This window comes from Anaerovorax odorimutans, assembly GCF_024459955.1.
In the GTDB taxonomy this organism is placed as follows: domain Bacteria; phylum Bacillota; class Clostridia; order Peptostreptococcales; family Anaerovoracaceae; genus Hominibacterium; species Hominibacterium odorimutans_A.
Genome location: NZ_JANFXK010000009.1, coordinates 112,683 through 130,574, shown reverse-complemented (window position 1 = coordinate 130,574; position 17,892 = coordinate 112,683). Strand labels below are relative to the sequence as shown.

Sequence of the window (17,892 nt, the reverse complement as noted above, 5' to 3'; positions counted from 1 at the left end):
TTTCCCATTGGGTATGTTGCGGCAGCGCTGTTTAATTGGTAAGAACAGTATAGTTTTTTCAATTTTCTAAAAAAAGGCTTTGCTTGCTGAGCCTGCGGCCTTTCTTGGTGTTTTGGCGGCAGCAGGTTTTAGCTGGCATTTTTTCGGCATTGTAGTATAATGGATTACAGCAACTTTATCCATTTTTTGAATATATGTATTTATGAGGTGTATGATGCTGGAAACGATCCTTTATGAAAAAGATCTTGCTGTTGATGTGAAAATCGGCAATGTGCGGGAATATCCGCTGCATTACAACGATGATCTGCAGCTCATCTATGTGGTTGCGGGAAGTATTGATCTGAAGCTGACCGGAAATATCTATCATCTGAGTGAAAATGACATCCATATTATTGCCCGCGGCGATGTACATGGCATTGTATACGGGTCAGATAACAATATCGCCCTTTGCATGAGCTTCAACAGCGATGTGGTGCTGGACAAGTTTCCGGATCTGCACAATCAGACCTTTACAACGAGGGTGGATAAGAATCTGGTCACTTATCAAAAGAAAATCGAGCTGCTCAATGATATTTTTACGATCCTGTCACTGTTGCATAAGGCAGATGAAGGCTATCAAACCGGTATATACCACGCAGCTTCAAATTTGATTTCCAATCTCTATGAAAACTTCAGAGGTTTTCACATCGACGCCGTGGATAAAACCTTTGAGCATACGGTTCCTGCGGATGCTGTGCAGATAGACAGGATCAACAGAATTGTCGATTACATATACACAAATGCTCCCTACAAGTTGACACTGGACGAAATCGCGGATGCGGAGCATTTGAACCGATACTATCTGTCCCATATGTTCAGCCGTTTTACCGGTCAAAGCTTTAAAAATTTTCTAGGGATGGCAAGGGCGGAAAACTCCGAGATACCCCTGCTGGAAAGTGACGTTTCCATAACTCAGCTCTCCGAAAACGTGGGCTTTTCAAAACCCAAGTACTATATGGAGCATTTCAGCAAGTGGTATGGCATGGCTCCTAAGGAGTATCGCAGGACCTACAGGAGCAGGACTCTGGATTATTCGGAACCGGTCGTTACCAGCATACCCCTCTCAGATTTAAACAGCTTCGTTCATAATGCGGCCTTTTCGGCTTTTTCTGAAACGTCCGCTTCTCAAAAGCAGATTGATTTGTCAGAGCCGATGCCGGGCTTCGCGGAAAAAAGCGGGCAGGTTTTACCGCCGGTGATCGATGTGGAAACAGGCTGTTTAGCGGACCGCTTTCTGGATGACCTTTACATAAGTTTTTATAAAGGGAATATGCATTTTCAGTTTATGACAGCAGCAGGATCAGGTGCTCCGGTCAACGAAAACGCTTATGTGGATTCGTACCGCAGAAACTATTCCGCGACAAAAGAGCTGGAGCATATTATACAGGCGATCAGCGGCAATCAAGAGCTGCGGCTCCCGTTTTTTGATACCGGCGATCTGAACGGGCTTGTAACGCTGAACGGATTGGTAAAGCCGGCATTTTATCTGGTCCGGTTTGTCGGGCAGGATTTGCAGGGACAAATTGTTTATAAGGACGAAAACCTGACGATTACAGAGCGAGAGGGGGATTTTTCTCTGATGGCATGGAATAATAAGCAGCGGGGAGCTTTGTCGTATAAGGTGACGTTCCCTCTGAGGGCGAGCCATTACCAGATGACGGTTCAATCCTTTTCCGATATGTTTTACGATTTATGGCGCAAGCTGGGTTTCGCGTATGACCTTACGGATAAGGATAGGCAGAGGATCAACGAAGGCACCGGCCTCCACAGTGATTTTGAGCTGATAGATAATCAGAAAACGTTTACCTTTGAACTGGAGATACCTGCCGGGGAGTTTCGCTTCGGCAGCCTAGAGGTGCGAGCGTAATCATGAGTTTGGAAATTAGGAGAGTAAGATATTATGGAAAACGATAATTTCAGATACGCAGGGGAATTTGAAAAACAAGAAGCGGTGATAATCTGCTGGGCGGATGTCCCGTGTTCAGCCGCCGGATATGATGTCTGGAAGGTGCTTGTACAGATCATAAAAAATATTGTAACAGAGGTGGACGTTTATGTGAACTGCGGCATCGAAGGTTCTATCTCCCGTTGTAAAAAAGTGCTGCAAAGAGGCGGGATCGATATTGAAAAAATCCATTTTACGCAGTTTGAAGATGAGCTTCACTGGGCCAGGGACTACGGGCCGGATATTTTAGTTGACGATTGCGGAAATAAGCGGCTTGTTCATTTTAATTTTGACGGCTATGGAATGTATGATAGCGAGGACCCCATTGCTGTCATGGCCAAGAGGTTTTCAGCGCAGATGGCTGCTGCGCTGGGCTGCACTGACAGGATTGAATCGTCCCTGGTTACGGAAGGAGGAGATAAGGAATTTAATGGCGCCGGTGTTTGTATGGCCATTGAAGATACGGAAGTGCGCAAACGGAATCCTTCCCACACCAGAGAGCAAATAGAAGCAGAATACAAACGCCTGCTGAACCTAAAGAAGGTAATATGGCTTCCAAAAGCAGCCTATGAGGATGAAGACATCTTTGACGGGCCGCTGGACATTGTGGACGGGGAGGCGGTCTACCGGTCTTTATCCGCAAATGGGCATATTGATGAAATGTGCCGCTTTGTTGGGGAGAACACGATTTTATTGGCCGAGGTTACTGAAGAAGAAGCGCAAAAGCTGCCATCGGCGAGAATTACGAAAGAGCGCTTAGACCAGGCCTATGAAATTTTATCGCAGGAAATGGACTGTAAAGGGAAGCCGTTTCGTATTATCCGAATGCCCGTTCCGGAACCGATCTATTTTACGGCCAGGCCGGGAGATCATATCTATGAAAGCTGGCAAATGTTCATGGAGGATATTCCGAAAGGCCATGATATGAACGATGAATCTCCGTTTCCGGAGGGCGAAATAAGGATGCAGCCGGCTTTAAGCTACTGCAATTTTTTGATCGCGAATGGTGTTGTGCTGGGACAAAAATATTGGGAAGAAGGGCTTCCCCAGGCGATAAAAGAAAAAGATATTCGTGCCAGGCAGGTTTTAGAAACGGCGTTTCCGGACCGGAACGTGATAATGATTCATGCAACGGCTTTAAATATTTTAGGCGGCGGCATTCATTGCATGACGAAGAATATTCCGTGGTGATTTTGGGTTGAAAGTGCGGCGAAAAGCTGAAAAGAGAACGACAAAAATAAAGTAATAAATGATTTGAAAGAGACAGAGGTGACCATCCGGTTGCTTCTGTCTCTTTTATTGTAGCAGGAAATAGCATTAAGCATTTGAGTGTTATCAGCTTCACGGCCACCGACCGCCTCTATTGTAATCCCAATTACAAGTAATCTAGTTAATATTATCAAAAAATATAAAAAAATTCGATAAGTCTGAATTATTTATATTGACAATAGTAAGACAAAGTGCTAAGCTTATGGTGTCGACAATATAGATAGTAAGTCGACAATAAAAACAAATGGATGCGAGTCGGTAATAATGACCTAATAATCATGAGGTGGAGGAAAGCGAGGTGCTTATGAAACTTTCGGAGAAAGACAGGAAGATGCTAAACGGAGAATTTGGCGAAGTCAAAAAACTGGCAATGGAAAAAACCATTGAATACGCAAAGGTTCTTGGCGCGGAAGAACTGATAGATGTGGATAAGAGTACAAGCTGCTATGACGATATGTCTGATTTCTTGAAGTGTGGCAATGATCTTGATTCGCGATATTCTCTTGCGTACTTGGGAAAGGAAATGAAATTGGATTCCCTGGTGGCGGATCACTGCTTTTGCCAGGATGACGCATGCGGCATTGATGGAGAATCCTGGGAAGCTTTGAACCATACCAAAGAGTTCTACGATTACGTCAAAGGGTACCTGGACCGTGCGCAAGAACTGGGCGTTATTCGAGTAAGCTGCTGTACACCGTATCTTACCGGCTGGATACCCCTCATGGGAGAAGTGTTTGTTACGACTGAGTCCAGCAATATATTGATGTGTAATTCAATTTTTGGAGCCCGTGGAAATTGCGGAGGACAAGCGACAACGTTTCTGGCCACACTGACGGGGCGTACTCCTAAGTGGGGATATCATCTGGATGAAAACAGATATGGAACTCATATTGTTCACATTCAATGTAAAACTGAATCAAGGCAGGACTGGGATCTGTTGGGATACGTACTGGGAACTCAGTTATCCAGCGGAGATGTGCCTATCATAGCGGATGGATTTAAAAAGCCCGATCTTACACTTTTGAAAAAGTTTTTTACGCCATTGGCTACAACAAGTAATGCGGAGCTATGCTTTTTCGTTGGTCTGTCACCGGAAGCCAGGACTTTAGAAGATGCCTTAAAAGGACATGCGCCAAAGGGAGAAATCGTAATTACCCAAGAGATGATCGATAACGCAAAAAATAAATTATGCCATCAAGAGCCAGGAGAAGTTGACTACATTGAAATCGGCTGTCCGCACTGCGGGATTGAGGAATTGCAGGAGTTTTCAAGCTATATGAAGGGGAAAAAGGTCAAGGATGGAGTCAAGTTTATTATTAACACTGCGTTTCCAATGCTGAAGACCGCAGAAGTCAACGGATACGCGCAAATACTGCGGGACGCGGGCATCTATATTTCCACCTGCGGGTGTCTGAACGTACATTCATGCGCGGCAAATGGCGCGAAAGCAATTGCTTTGTCATCCGCAAAACTGACCCACTATCAGAAAACGGAACAAAGTGTGCCGGTATATTACGGATCAGATAAAGAGTTAATGGACGCAGCGGTTACAGGTTACTGGGGAGGTAAGTAAATGGCTAAGAGTGATATTTTATGCGGACGCCCATCGGGAGGCAAGCTCGCTGAGGGATATGCGCTGGTTTGCAAGAACAGTATCATGGGTTGGAACGGAATCGATGTAGAGACGGGGATCATCACAGAAAAAGGCCACCCGTATCAAGGGATATCCATCGAAAATACAATTCTCGTTATTCCCGGCAGCCGGGGATCCATAGGATGGTCGGACTTCTTTTACGGATGCCATTTAAACGGGCATGGACCGGCAGCTTATGTGCTGACAAAAATGGATTCAAAGTGTGGAACTGCTGTTGTAATGGCAGGTGTTCCCTGTGTAAGCGATTTCCCGGAAGATCAGGATCCGTGTGAATTAATAAGAACAGGGGATTATGTAAAAGTCAACGGGGAAAAGGGGACGGTGGAGATTTTGGAAAGGAGCGTCAGAGCTTAGGAAATGTGGAAAGAAGACAAAAATAAGGCGTTTGAAAACCTCAAAATTGTAATTCTTGATGAGAATATCATTACAAAAGATGGTTTGAGCTGGGAGCGTTTAAAGGAATTTGGAGAACTAACGGTTTATCATAATACGCCTCAGGGAGAGATCATCAAGCGATGCAAAGACGCGGATGTGATTTTAACGTCAAAGTGCAGGATCACCAAAGCAGTTATAGACGCATGCGAAAAGCTGAAATATATTGGGGTGCTTGCTACAGGCTATAACATGGTGGATTTAGAATACGCCAAAGAAAAGTCCATTACTGTAACCAATGTGCCGGCGTATTCCACGGCATCGGTAGCACAGTTTACGATCTCCATGATATTGATGCTGGCAACACATGCGGAGCAGCACGCACAAGCCGTAAAAAAAGGAATGTGGGTAACGAGCAAAGAATTTTGCTTTACCATGACGCCTCAAATAGAACTGGAAAAGAAAGTGCTGGGCATCATTGGATTTGGAAGGATTGGCAGAAGCGTGGCAAGAATCGCCTCGGCCATGGGCATGAAAGTGGTAATAGCGACCAATCATCCTGATGAGATCTTTCGCAGAGAAAATAAGAATGTCCAGTTCGCTTCTCAGGATTACACCATGAGAACCGCAGATATTCTGTCTCTGCATTGTCCATTGACAGACGAAAACGAAGGGTTTATCGACAAAACCAATATCAGCAAGATGAAAAACGGCGTGATGCTTGTAAATGTGGCAAGGGGAAAGCTGATCAATGAAAAGGATTTGGCGGAAAATCTTCGAAGCGGAAAAATTAAAGCCGCGGCCCTTGATGTATTGTCGGTAGAACCGGCGCAGAAGGACAATGTGTTACTAACGGAGCCAAACTGTTTTATCACACCGCACATGGCATGGGCGACAAGGGAAGCAAGGGAAAGACTTATAAACTGGACCTATGATAATTTGGCGGCCTTTTTACAGGGTGAGGTGTTGAACAGGCTAGCTTAGAAATCTTTGGAAAGCGGAGGTGAAAATAATGAAAAAAGTAACTGTATTGGGATCAGGAAGCGGGAGCCATGCTATGGCAGCTGATTTGGGTTCTATGGGCAATGAAGTGCATATGCTTGTTTTACCTGAATGGGAAATGGAGCTGAGAGAGGTAAAGGAGCATGGGTATATCGCAGCGGAAGGCATTATTAATGAAAAGATACCGATTGCGTCGGTGACGACAAACCCTAAGGAAGCTATTGAAAACAGTGAATGTATTTTCTGTCCGCTTCCGGCATTTGCTCAAAACGCATACTTTGATTTTATCGCGGATTATTTAGAAGATGAACAGATTTTTCTTCTGATACCGGGATTGCTGGGAACCCTTGTTTTCAATAAAACGCTGGAAAACAAAAAAATAGAGAAACGTATTTTTATTGCTGAGACCAGCGAACTTCCTTACAGCTGCAGGGCAAAACAGGGACATGTAAACATCATGTCTAAATCAAAAGTCTTATGCGCAGCTTTTCCAGCGTCCGATACAGGCGAGGTGCTGGACCGAGTGTCGCAATTTTATCAATTTGATAGAGCGAAAAATGTAATGCAATGCGTAACCCACAGTACGAACCCGTGTTATCACGCACCGGGCTGTGTGCTAAACGCAGGCAGAATCGAAAGAGCAAAAGGGAATTTTTATCTGTATGAAGAAGGAATTACGCCATGTGTTGCCAGAGTAATGGAAAAGCTGGATGAAGAACGCATACAGATTGCGGATAAGGTCGGAGGCGCCTTGTTCACCGTTCCGGAAGAAATGGCAGCAACGAGAGAACCCAGAAGCATATTTGAAGAAATAAACGGATGCATGTCAATGGAATATATAAAAGGCCCCGAAAGTTTGGATGACCGGTACTTAACGGAAGATATTCCATACACGATGATGTGCTGGCTTACGATTGCACAGATAGCGAAAGTTGAAACTCCCATCATAAAGGCCATCATCACTTTAGCAGAACCGATCATTGAGAAGGATATTTTTATGAAAGGAAGGAATGCCCAGGCGATGGGAATTGACGGTATGGGGCTTGGAGAATTAATCGATTACATCACCAATTAGCGCAGAAAAAGTTTTTTTGCTTATTTTTACAACCAGTTATCTTCGTTTATAAAATTGATTTTCAGGAGGAGAAAGAAAATGGATGAAAATAACACAAAGTATTATGGGTACATTGAACCGGGTGAGGACATGCATTATTTTATCAACAAGGATGGGTTCAGAGCAGGATTTACGGTTGGCATAATCGTCCTTCCGGCCTGGTTCCCATGTCAGCCCGGTCACGTAACCAACGCCAGTACGTTTAATTTTCCGGTGAAATATGAAGAGGCAAAACAATCGAGTATCCAGTCAGTCGTGAAAGAAGGAAGCGGAGATATCGTAGATGGAATCATCGATGCTGCGAAAAAACTGGAAAGAGATGGCTGCCGTGTGATTGTCGGTGACTGCGGATACTTTGGACATTATCAAAAAAAGGTAGCTGCTTCCGTGGAGGTGCCAGTGTATATGTCTGGGATCATTCAAGTGCCGCTGATCAGTATCGGATTGAAACCCGAACAAAAAATTGGCATTATCTGCGCCGACGGACCAAATCTTACCTTTGAATTATTTCAGGAATGCGGTGTTTCAAAAGAAGACTATGAAAAATGCATCATCTATGGAGCGCAGGACCAGCCGGAATTCTCCAAAGTAGCTATAGAACCCGGCAATCTGGACACACGCTTAATCAGAAAAGAATTAGTCGGATTAGCTGAAAAAATGGTGGAAGAGCATCCTGAAATAGGAGCGATCCTGCTGGAATGTACAGATATGCCGCCATATGCGGCATCCATCCAAGCTGCGACCAGCAGGCCGGTATTTGATACGGTAACACTTATCAAATATTTGTACAATGTCGTGTCACAAAGACATTATGGTGGTTTTATTTAAAAACTGATGATGCGTCAGGAAGGAGAAAAACATGGATACGGAAATTTCTTATGGCCTTTTAACACTTTTACCGCCAATTATTGTAATCGGAGTTGCTTTATATACAAAGCTTAATTTTGAATCCTTAATGCTGGGCGCATGGATTGCGTTTATCATGTCACAAGGCTTCTTCGGAAGTATTCCGGCGCTCTTAGACAGCTGCCAGACCGCGGTCTCAGAAAATGCCTGGATGTACATTGTCTTAGCCTTAGTAGGCAGCTTGATTACGCTTTTGTCCGCCTCAAAAGGAACTTTCGGCTTTGCCAAGTTCCTGCAAAAATACGCAAAAACTCAGAAAAAAACTTTGATGTTCGGATGGTTTCTGGGGCTGTTGATCTTTATTGATGACTATCTGAACGTATTGACCGTATCAGCCTGTACAAAAGAAGTAGCCGACCGGCAGCGAACACCAAGGGAAATGCTCGCTTATGTGCTCGATTCCACAGGAGCGCCTGTGTGTATCCTGGTACCTTTGTCAACATGGGCCGTGTACTATGGAAACGTATTCGCACAGCAGGAATCACTGGCTGAAATGGGGGACGGAGCTTATTTGTATCTGCACAGCATACCCTTTGCGTTCTATGGGTTTACAGCCGTAATATTGGTTCCCCTCGTTATTCTGGGAATTGTCCCCAAGCTGGGAGCTATGAAAAAAGCTTATCGGAGAGTTGATGAAACAGGTATGGTTTACTCAGAACTCAGCGCGAAACTCAATGAGGGTGAATTATCCACAGAGGAACCATTGCCCGATGGCAAAATCATTGACTTTCTGCTGCCAATGGCTGTCGTTGTAGGCGTGGCTATCTGGAAAGACGATTTACTGACCGCCCTTGTTATAGGCATCTGTGTTGCCGGAATTCTTTATATACCGAGAAAAGTAATGAAACCAAAAGAATTTTGCGAAGTATTCACAAGAGGACTTACGACAATGGTGCCAATGATCGCCATTTGTATGGCATCACAGGTAGTTAAGATGTCGATGGATAGTATTAATCTTCCTACATATGTAGTAGACGCGGTATTACCGTTTGTTAATCCTGATACGCTTGCGGCCATTACCTTTGTCGTTGTCGCCCTGCTGGCCTTTGTAACAGGAAGCAGCTGGGGAGTTCCGGTTGTATGCGTACCGATCATCGTTCCTTTAGCAGTGGAAAGCGGCGCGCCGATATTCCTGGTATTGGGCGCCATTGCCAGCGCAGCGGCCTTTGGCAGTCATGCGTGTTTCTACACCGATGTTACGATCATGTCTTCGCAGGTTTCAAAAATTAATAATATGGAGCATGTGCTGACACAATTGCCATATGCGATCATTGCTGGATTAGCAGCTGTCGTTTTGTATCTGGTATTTGGTTTCGTGTTATAGAGTGTGAGAAGTAAAAATAAGCGAAAATAACTTGGTGTACAAGCAATTGGAAAGGAGAGACACGATTGCAGTCATGGTCATCGTGTTTCTCTTGCTATTTAGAAAATGATAAAGGAATCAAAACAAAATGCAAAAAACAAACTGGAAAGATGCTTACAAAGCGAAGCTCACCACGCCACAGGAGGCTGTCAAACGCATAAAAAGCGGAGATACCGTGCTCCTGGCGCACGCCGCGGCAGAACCAAAAGCGCTGGTAGAGGCAATGTTAGATAACTATAAAGAATACAGTAATGTGACAATATCCCACATGATCTCTCTGGGCGAAGGGAGATACTCAAAGCCTGATATGAAAGACCACTTCCGGTATGTGGGATGGTTTACCGATCCGTCGACAAGGGCGTCCATTCATCAGGGCCAGGGCGACTTTGTGCCGGTTTTTTTCAGCGAAATACCCGGCATGATCCGCAGCAAAACCCTCCCTGTCGACGTGTTCATGGTCATGGTGTCCCAGCCCGATGAAGAGGGCATATGCTCCGTAGGAGTTTCCTGCGATTATACGATGCAGGCGATCAAATCCGCTGCGACTGTAATCGCTCAAATCAACGCAGAAGTGCCCAGAGTCGGAGGCGAGGCGTATGTACATATCGATGCGTTCGACTGCATCGTAGAAGCGTCGCATCCGCTTCCGGAAGTTTTCTGGGGCGAAAGCGATGAGAAGGATGTGGCCATTGGCCGGCACTGCGCTTCTCTGATCGACGACGGGGCCACCTTGCAGTTGGGGATGGGCGGAATCCCAAACGCGGTGCTGGCGGCACTGAGAAATAAAAAACATCTGGGTATCCATTCGGAAATGATTTCCGACGGGGCCGTAGAGCTGATCCGGGCAGGTGTAATTGACTGCTCCGAAAAATCCATTGATCGCGGTAAGGTTGTTGTGAATTTCCTGTATGGCTCAAAGAAATTATACGACTTCGTAGACAACAACCCCATGATTGAGCTAAGGCCGGCGGATTATACAAATAACCCGCTGGTAATCCGGCAGAACAGTAAATTCGTCTGCATTAATTCGGCGATTGAAGTCGATCTCTGGGGACAGGTAAACGCAGGAAGCCTGAACGGCAAAATATTCAGCGGAGTAGGCGGGCAGGTTGATTTCATCAGGGGAGCGGCCATGTCGGAAGACAGCAGAGGAATTGCGATCATTGCCATGCATGCCGCTGCGGTGAAAAAGGACGGAACTAAGCTTTCGAAGATTGTAGGAAGCCTTAAAGCGGGCACTTTAGTAACCACATCGCAGCACGATGTGGACTATGTAATTACGGAATACGGTATCGCGGGCCTCAAAGGCAAGACCGTAAAAGAAAGAGCGCGGCTGCTGATTGCCATTGCGGACCCTGATTTCAGGGAAGAACTGGCCTCCGCTTTTGAAGCGCGTTTCGGAGAAAAATACTAAGGAGAAAAGGCATATGGAATTTACTTATTCGAGAGAACAGCAAATGGTAAAAAAGATGATTAAGGAGTTTGCGGAAACAGAAATCGCTCCCATAGCAGAGGAGCTGGACGCAGAGGCGAAATACCCTTATGAAACCGTAGCAAAGCTTGGAAAGCTGGGTGTGATGGGAATGCCGTTTCCTAAAGAATACGGGGGAGCGGGAACGGACTACCTGACCTATATTATGGCAGTGGAAGAGCTTTCCAAGGTGGACGCCTCCCATGGCGTAATCGTTCAGACGCACAACGCCCTTTGCTGCTGGCCGATTTTTACATATGGCACGGAAGAACAAAAACGGAAATATCTGCCGGACCTTCTTTCGGGAAAAAAGCTGGGAGCATTTGGTCTGACAGAGCCGAACGCGGGAACGGATGCCGCGATGCAGCAGACAACAGCGGCGGACGGCGGTGACTGCTGGATTCTTAACGGTTCAAAGGTGTTCATTTCCGGCGGCGGAATCGCGGATGTGTACGTTATTATGGCGATGACCGATAAGAGTAAGGGGAACAAAGGAATCAGCTCCTTTATCGTGGAGAAGGGAACTCCGGGGTTTTCAAGGGGGAAAAAAGAAAACAAAATGGGCATTCGTGCGTCCATTGCCGCAGAGCTTGTATTTGAAGACTGCAGAATACCCAAAGAAAATCTGCTGGGAAAAGAAGGCAAAGGCTTTAAAACAGCCATGACCTCCCTTGATGTGGGAAGGCTTGGAATCGCGGCGCAGGCCCTTGGAATCGCTCAGGGAGCATTCGATCAGACCGTCGAATACATGAAGCAGAGAAAGCAGTTTGGCAGGAGCCTGAACAAATTTCAGGCGCTGGCTTTTGAGATGGCCAATATGAAAACAAGGATCGACGGTGCGAGGTTTCTTCTTTATAATGCCTGCAATATGCGGGACAGGGGGCTTCCAAGCACCGTGGAAGCCGCTCAGGCCAAACTGGCATGCTCCGAAACAGCCTCCTATGTAGTGGATAAAGCGGTACAGTTCCATGGCGGATACGGGTACATCAAAGACTATCCGGTGGAACGAATGTACAGAGATCAGAAGATAACCGAAATTTACGAAGGTACGTCGGAAGTAATGAAAATGGTTATCTCAGGCAGTATTTTTAAATAGGAGGGAGCGGAACATGAAAATAATCGTGTGTGTAAAGCAGGTGCCAAATACAAATGAAATTAAGATCAACCCGGAAACCGGGACGCTGATTCGGGATGGGGTGGAATCCATACTGAATCATGATGATGCCAATGCCTTGGAGGAAGCCCTCAAAATCAAAGACCGCGATCCGAAAACGGAGGTGATCGTTCTGACGATGGGACCGCCCCAGGCCAGGGAAATGCTGGAGGAATGCATTGCCATGGGCGCTGACGAAGCGGTCTTGCTGTCAGACAGAGCACTGGGCGGTTCGGACACCTGGGCGACCTCCAATGCGCTGGCGGCAGGAATTCGTAAAATCGGAAATTACGACCTGATCTTCGCGGGCAGACAGGCCATTGACGGAGACACGGCCCAGGTCGGTCCGCAGATCGCAGAGAAGCTGGGAATCCCTCAAATTACATATGTGAGAGAATTTCAAATGGAGGGCAAGCGGATCACCGTGCAAAGGGCGCTGGAAGACGGCTACCAGGTTCTCAAAACAACGATGCCCTGTGTCCTGACCTGTATCAAAGAATTGAATACGCCCAGATATATGAGTATACGCGGTATCTTAAAGGGAGCTGCGGCAGAGATCAAAGTCTGGAGCGCGGAGGATATCGGTGTAAATGAGGAATTGGTCGGACTGAAAGCTTCTCCGACCAACGTATACCGATCCTTCACGCCAAAGCCAAAGGGGAAAGGCGTGTCCGTCAAAGGCGATACGGCGAAGGAACTGGCAGGGAATCTGCTTGCGGAACTTAAGGAAAAGCACATAATCTAGGAGGATGACAAAATGGCGAACTTTGCAGAATACAAAGACGTATGGGTGTTTACCGAACAGAGGCAGGGAAAACTGATGAATGTGGCCCGGCAGCTTCTCGGCGAAGGCTATCGTTTATCGAGAGAAATCAGCAAGGATACAAGGGTATGCGCGGTTCTTGCGGGGGACGGCGTCGATCATCTGGTGGATGAGCTTTATGCGTACGGTGCGGATGTGGTGTATCAAATCGATCACTTCCTTTTGAAAGAATATACCACTGACGCTTATGCGAAAGCGATGACCGACGCAATCCGGACTTATAAGCCGGAAATCGTTCTCTTTGGGGCCACCTTTATTGGAAGGGATCTGGCTCCGAGAATCGCGGCAAGGCTGGACACGGGGCTGACAGCGGACTGCACCAGACTGGATATCAATACGGCAAATTATGTGGAGTATCTCAAGACCTATACGACAGCCAGCACCGACGGGATTTCCGGCCGGAATGACGATAACGGTTTAAAGCAGACGAGGCCGGCCTTTGGCGGGAATCTTATGGCTACCATTGTTACGCCCAATACGAGACCGCAGATGGCGACTGTGAGGCCGGGAGTAATGGACCCCAGAGAAAAGAAACAAGGCGCCAGGGGACAGCTGATCCGGGTCTGCGCCCAGTTGTCGGCGGATGATATTCATGTGGAAGTTGTGGAAGTGGTTAAGGCGGCCAAAGAATTGGTTTCACTCACAGATGCGGATATTATCTGTTCAGGAGGAAGAGGCTTGGGCAGCGCGGAGGGCTTTCGGCTAATGGAAGAATTCGCGGCCAAAGTCGGCGGCGTGGTTGGGGCTTCCCGTGCGGCGGTCGATTCGGGCTGGATCGATCAGAGCCATCAGGTGGGGCAAACGGGAACTACGGTCAAGCCTAAAATTTATTTTGCCTGCGGAATCTCCGGTGCGATTCAGCATCAGGCCGGAATGAAGGGTTCCGATGTCATCGTTGCTGTTAATAAAGATCCGCAGGCGCCGATGATGCAAATTGCCGATTACGCGATTTGCGGGGATCTGAAAAAAGTGGTCCCGGAAATTATTGCTCAGTGGGACGCTGAATCATGAGGTGAGAGTATGACGGAGAAAAAAACATCAAAACAGATGCTGAATGAGCTGGTGGCGCAGCATTACGCTGATGCGGGCAAGGCAAAGGCGGAAGGTAAATTGGTAGCATGGGCGACTTCCATCTGCCCGCAGGAACTCCTTGAAGCAATGGATATCTATGTTGTATATCCTGAAAACCACGCGGCTGCCGTTGCGGCGAGAAAACAGTCCATGGACTTTCTCGAGCGGTCGGAAAGCTGCGGGTATTCCATTGATATCTGCTCCTATGCTAGAGTGAACCTGGGCTATAAGGATATTATGGAATCGGATGCCTGTAATATTCCGGCGCCGGATCTGGTATTCTGCTGCAATAATATCTGCACCACCGTGGCGAAATGGTATGAAAACCTGGCGACAGAGCTGGACATTCCCTTTATTCTCTTTGACACGCCGTTCAATCATCGCTATGAAGCCGCGGATCACACTATTGCCTATATGAGAGGGCAGCTTGAACATGTGATCGGCCAACTGGAGGAAATAACCGGCAAAGAATTTGACTACGATAAGTTATCGGAAGTCATGCGGATTTCCAATGAAACCGCGTACTGGTGGAGAAAGGCCTGTTTTACAGCCCGGGCCAATCCATCGCCTTTAAACGGGTTTGATATGTTTAACTATATGGCTCTTGTGGTCTGCATCCGGGGGAAAAAGGAAGGCAGGGATCTATTTCGGCTGTGGTATGAGGAGCTGGAGGAACGAGCGAAAAAAGGACTGGGGCCCTGGAAAGAAGGAGAAGAAAAATACAGAATCATCTGGGACGGCATCGCCTGCTGGGTACACTTAAGTCCAACCTATAAGATTCTGAAGAAATACGGGGTAAACGTAGTAACGTCTCTCTATCCTGACGCATGGACGATTTTCTATGAAACAAACGATATCGAGGGCATGGCCAGAGCCTACAGCTACTATCACGCAAACCGCTGTGTAGACTATGTTTCGGATACGATGCTCGGGCTGGCCGCGGATTTCAATATTGACGGGGTGGTGTTCCATTCAAACAGAAGCTGCAAGCTTATGGATTTCACCGTATATGAACAGCAGCGGAGATTGGAAGAAAAGGCCGGGATTCCATCGGTTGTATTCGACGGTGATATGTGCGATCCGCGAGTGCTTTCCCAGGCGCAGTATGAAACGAGAATACAGGCTCTTGTGGAAATGATGGAGCGGCGTAAAGCGGCAAAGGAGGGAAGGTAATGTTAAAGGAAACGATTATGAAACTGGAAGAACGGGCGCTGAATCCTGCCAAAGCCGTAGCATCCATAAAGGCAGAATGCGGAAAAGACGCAGTGGGATGCTTTCCGATTTATACGCCGGAAGAAATCGTTTATGCGGCAGGGTTTGTTCCCGTGGGTCTCTGGGGAGGCAGGACGGAGATCAAAATGGCCGATAAATTTCTGCAGGGGTTCTGCTGTTCGATCATGAGAGCGAATATGGAGCTGGGTATGAGAGGTGTTTACGACCAGCTGAAGGCGATCATCATACCGGGCCTGTGCGATACTTTAAAATGCGTCATCGAAAACTGGAAAACAGCGGTGCCGCAGGTTCCCATGATTGGGATGGTTTACCCCCAGGCAAGATGGAACAGGGCGGCGGAAGAATACCTGGAAGCTGAATTAAAGCGTGTGCGGTCGGATTTTGAAAAGGCAACCCATACGCTGATTACGGATAAAAATGTGGAAGAAGCCTTCGCCGTATACGAGGAATACAGAGCGGCCATGCGTGAATTCACAGAAGTGGCCTGTGATTATCCTCTTATAATCGATGCCAGAACCAGACATTTGCTCATTAAGGCCGGGTACTTCATGGACAAAAAACTGTATATGGAGGAAATAAAAAAAGTGATCGATGGTCTCAAGGCCATGGAGAAAGAGGCGTTTCACGGCGTGAAGGTTATAACCACCGGGCTGATCGGCGAACCTGCTGAAATTCTCGATCTGTTCCGCGAGTGTGAGATCAGCGTGGCGGCGGATGATATCGCGCAGGAGTCCAGGCAGTTTCGGACACCAGCCAGAAAAGAAGGCAGCGTCTGGGAAAAAATGGCGGGAAGGGTCATCGATCAGAGAGGCTGCGCTTTTCTGGCGGAACAGAAGAAATCAAGGGGACAGATGCTCATCGATATGGTCAAAGAGCGGGAGGCTCAGGCAGTTATCGTATGTATGATGAAATTCTGCGACCCGGAAGAATTTGACTATCCCGTTTATAAAGCGCAGCTTGAAAAGGCCGGGATTCCAGTCCTATACCTGGAACTGGATCAGCAGATTGAATCCTTTGAGCAGATAAGAACAAGAATTCAGAGCTTCGCCGAAATGCTGATATGACTGCCGATGGACCGGGATCAAAATTTTCCCAGGAAGGGAAACAGGGAGGAAACTATGTACTTAGGAATCGATATTGGATCATCCTCTTCCAAAGCTGCGATTTTAGATGATAAGGGCGCGCTGATCGCACATGCCGCCGTTAATGAGGGAACGGGAACAAAAGGTGTGGAGCGGGCGCTGGAGCTGGTGTTTGATGAGGCGGGAGTGGAAGTGGACACCGTTAAATTTACAGTTGTCACTGGGTACGGGCGCATTACATATGAACATGCGGACAAACAGATCACCGAAATTTCATGCCACGCAAAAGGGGTATCTTATTTATGTGAATCAGCAGGATCGATTATTGACATAGGCGGGCAGGACGCAAAGGTAATAAAAATCGGGGCAAACGGTATCGTTGAGAATTTCGTTATGAATGAGAAATGTGCGGCAGGTACAGGCAGATTTTTAGAAGTAATGGCCAGAGTGCTTGGCTGTGATTTGAGCGATCTATCCCATTTGGCCGGTCAATCCACAAAGGAGGTGCCCATAAGCAGCGTCTGTACCGTATTTGCGGAAAGCGAAGTGATTTCACGGCTGGCGTCAGGCGAAAAACGGTCAGACGTTGCCAAAGGCGCGCACAGGGCAATCGCCAAAAGAGTGTCCGGTATGTGCGGGCGCGTTGGCCTGAAAGACTGCGTGTTTATGACAGGCGGCGTGGCGCTGAATTCCAATATGGTAAAAACCATGGGAGAAACCTTGGGGCGAGAAATCAAGGCGGCCCCTTATCCCCAGGAGGTGGGAGCCATAGGAGCGGCGGTGTTTGCCAAGGAGTTGTATGAAAAAGCGTAATTTAGCCGTTTCTATTTTCCAAAATCACTGTGAAACTATCAAAACTATGCTGCTTCCCGGCGCCCATTGATATTTGGGTGTTGTCCCCATGTAAAAGGTACGGGGCTAGGGCGCTGCAGGGAGCGGCTCGTAGGAAATGCTGCTTAAAAGGAAAATTGCTATTTTTGTCAACACGCAGCGAAAAGTCAGGTTCTTGTTGACCTTTTTTCAAGGATACAAAGCATGCGGACATAAAAACTCGATCAAATATGCAGCTTTGAACAGAAAGAGAGACCGCAAACCTTGGAAATATCGCAACAATAACATCGAAATAAATCCATTGTTGAACAAATATGCATATTGTCAAAAAAGGCGACATTCCTGATTTATAAGAGGCGAGCCGCAGCAGATATTCTTCACTTATATTGCCGGAACCTGCCACTTGCTTGGTCTTGCAGGCGTCTCGCCTGCTAACGGGTGGAATCCGGAATGCCGCATATTCGATATTTTACAATTAATAAAAAAAGCAACCAGGCAAATTTCCATGCTGCTTGCTTAAAAGTTGGGTCCTTTTATAATTGTCTTCGGCCTGTGCCGAAGGCT

Annotated in this window: 15 protein-coding genes; all 15 read left to right on the top strand. The window is 47.0% G+C overall.

Annotated features, from left to right (window positions below; genetic code table 11):
- Positions 1–214 precede the first annotated feature (214 nt).
- Complete coding sequence (locus NE619_RS09590) at positions 215–1,906, top strand: AraC family transcriptional regulator (RefSeq protein WP_256132195.1); 1,692 nt, start codon at positions 215–217, stop codon at positions 1,904–1,906.
- Between the two features lie 33 nt (positions 1,907–1,939).
- The gene (locus tag NE619_RS09585; RefSeq protein ID WP_256132194.1) at positions 1,940–3,175 is read left to right on the top strand and encodes an agmatine deiminase family protein; all 1,236 of its coding nucleotides are present in this window, start codon (positions 1,940–1,942) and stop codon (positions 3,173–3,175) included.
- 382 nt (positions 3,176–3,557) lie between these two features.
- Positions 3,558–4,826, top strand: coding sequence for an aconitase X (locus NE619_RS09580; RefSeq protein WP_256132218.1), 1,269 nt, complete (start codon positions 3,558–3,560; stop codon positions 4,824–4,826).
- Positions 4,827–5,261, top strand: coding sequence for an aconitase X swivel domain-containing protein (locus NE619_RS09575; protein WP_256132193.1), 435 nt, complete (start codon positions 4,827–4,829; stop codon positions 5,259–5,261). It abuts the gene before it with no gap.
- Positions 5,262–5,264: 3 nt separating this feature from the next.
- Positions 5,265–6,263: a D-2-hydroxyacid dehydrogenase gene (locus tag NE619_RS09570; RefSeq protein WP_256132192.1), complete on the top strand. Its 999-nt coding sequence runs from the start codon at positions 5,265–5,267 to the stop codon at positions 6,261–6,263.
- A gap of 28 nt (positions 6,264–6,291) precedes the next feature.
- Positions 6,292–7,356, top strand: a complete 1,065-nt coding sequence (locus NE619_RS09565; protein WP_256132191.1) for an NAD/NADP octopine/nopaline dehydrogenase family protein — start codon at positions 6,292–6,294, stop codon at positions 7,354–7,356.
- Between the two features lie 78 nt (positions 7,357–7,434).
- On the top strand, positions 7,435–8,223 hold the full coding sequence (locus NE619_RS09560) for an aspartate/glutamate racemase family protein (RefSeq protein WP_256132190.1): 789 nt from the start codon (positions 7,435–7,437) through the stop codon (positions 8,221–8,223).
- Between the two features lie 31 nt (positions 8,224–8,254).
- Complete coding sequence (locus NE619_RS09555) at positions 8,255–9,625, top strand: Na+/H+ antiporter NhaC family protein (RefSeq protein WP_256132189.1); 1,371 nt, start codon at positions 8,255–8,257, stop codon at positions 9,623–9,625.
- A gap of 127 nt (positions 9,626–9,752) precedes the next feature.
- A complete protein-coding gene (locus NE619_RS09550) occupies positions 9,753–11,078 on the top strand; it encodes an acetyl-CoA hydrolase/transferase family protein (protein WP_256132188.1) in 1,326 nt (441 codons plus the stop codon).
- A 13-nt stretch (positions 11,079–11,091) separates the two neighbouring features.
- Positions 11,092–12,231 carry an acyl-CoA dehydrogenase gene (locus NE619_RS09545; protein WP_256132187.1) on the top strand — a complete coding sequence of 380 codons (1,140 nt, stop codon included), beginning with the start codon at positions 11,092–11,094 and terminating at the stop codon, positions 12,229–12,231.
- A gap of 13 nt (positions 12,232–12,244) precedes the next feature.
- A complete protein-coding gene (gene etfB / locus NE619_RS09540) occupies positions 12,245–13,033 on the top strand; it encodes an electron transfer flavoprotein subunit beta (protein WP_256132186.1) in 789 nt (262 codons plus the stop codon).
- A 12-nt stretch (positions 13,034–13,045) separates the two neighbouring features.
- Positions 13,046–14,122 (top strand): electron transfer flavoprotein subunit alpha/FixB family protein, encoded by a 1,077-nt coding sequence (locus tag NE619_RS09535; protein WP_256132185.1) that lies wholly within the window; start codon positions 13,046–13,048, stop codon positions 14,120–14,122.
- 9 nt (positions 14,123–14,131) lie between these two features.
- Positions 14,132–15,355 carry a 2-hydroxyacyl-CoA dehydratase subunit D gene (locus tag NE619_RS09530; protein ID WP_256132184.1) on the top strand — a complete coding sequence of 408 codons (1,224 nt, stop codon included), beginning with the start codon at positions 14,132–14,134 and terminating at the stop codon, positions 15,353–15,355.
- Positions 15,355–16,479 (top strand): 2-hydroxyacyl-CoA dehydratase subunit D, encoded by a 1,125-nt coding sequence (locus tag NE619_RS09525; RefSeq protein WP_256132183.1) that lies wholly within the window; start codon positions 15,355–15,357, stop codon positions 16,477–16,479. Before NE619_RS09530 ends, NE619_RS09525 begins: the two co-directional genes overlap by 1 nt.
- Before the next feature lie 54 nt (positions 16,480–16,533).
- Positions 16,534–17,310 (top strand): acyl-CoA dehydratase activase, encoded by a 777-nt coding sequence (locus tag NE619_RS09520; protein WP_256132182.1) that lies wholly within the window; start codon positions 16,534–16,536, stop codon positions 17,308–17,310.
- Positions 17,311–17,892: the final 582 nt, after the last annotated feature.

What these genes read in the sequence shown, in the direction of transcription:
- NE619_RS09590 (WP_256132195.1), top strand. Translation starts at nt 215, where the DNA reads ATGCTGGAAACGATCCTTTATGAAAAAGATCTTGCTGTTGATGTGAAA.
- NE619_RS09585 (WP_256132194.1), top strand. Translation starts at nt 1,940, where the DNA reads ATGGAAAACGATAATTTCAGATACGCAGGGGAATTTGAAAAACAAGAA.
- NE619_RS09580 (WP_256132218.1), top strand. Translation starts at nt 3,558, where the DNA reads ATGAAACTTTCGGAGAAAGACAGGAAGATGCTAAACGGAGAATTTGGC.
- NE619_RS09575 (WP_256132193.1), top strand. Translation starts at nt 4,827, where the DNA reads ATGGCTAAGAGTGATATTTTATGCGGACGCCCATCGGGAGGCAAGCTC.
- NE619_RS09570 (WP_256132192.1), top strand. Translation starts at nt 5,265, where the DNA reads ATGTGGAAAGAAGACAAAAATAAGGCGTTTGAAAACCTCAAAATTGTA.
- NE619_RS09565 (WP_256132191.1), top strand. Translation starts at nt 6,292, where the DNA reads ATGAAAAAAGTAACTGTATTGGGATCAGGAAGCGGGAGCCATGCTATG.
- NE619_RS09560 (WP_256132190.1), top strand. Translation starts at nt 7,435, where the DNA reads ATGGATGAAAATAACACAAAGTATTATGGGTACATTGAACCGGGTGAG.
- NE619_RS09555 (WP_256132189.1), top strand. Translation starts at nt 8,255, where the DNA reads ATGGATACGGAAATTTCTTATGGCCTTTTAACACTTTTACCGCCAATT.
- NE619_RS09550 (WP_256132188.1), top strand. Translation starts at nt 9,753, where the DNA reads ATGCAAAAAACAAACTGGAAAGATGCTTACAAAGCGAAGCTCACCACG.
- NE619_RS09545 (WP_256132187.1), top strand. Translation starts at nt 11,092, where the DNA reads ATGGAATTTACTTATTCGAGAGAACAGCAAATGGTAAAAAAGATGATT.
- etfB (WP_256132186.1), top strand. Translation starts at nt 12,245, where the DNA reads ATGAAAATAATCGTGTGTGTAAAGCAGGTGCCAAATACAAATGAAATT.
- NE619_RS09535 (WP_256132185.1), top strand. Translation starts at nt 13,046, where the DNA reads ATGGCGAACTTTGCAGAATACAAAGACGTATGGGTGTTTACCGAACAG.
- NE619_RS09530 (WP_256132184.1), top strand. Translation starts at nt 14,132, where the DNA reads ATGACGGAGAAAAAAACATCAAAACAGATGCTGAATGAGCTGGTGGCG.
- NE619_RS09525 (WP_256132183.1), top strand. Translation starts at nt 15,355, where the DNA reads ATGTTAAAGGAAACGATTATGAAACTGGAAGAACGGGCGCTGAATCCT.
- NE619_RS09520 (WP_256132182.1), top strand. Translation starts at nt 16,534, where the DNA reads ATGTACTTAGGAATCGATATTGGATCATCCTCTTCCAAAGCTGCGATT.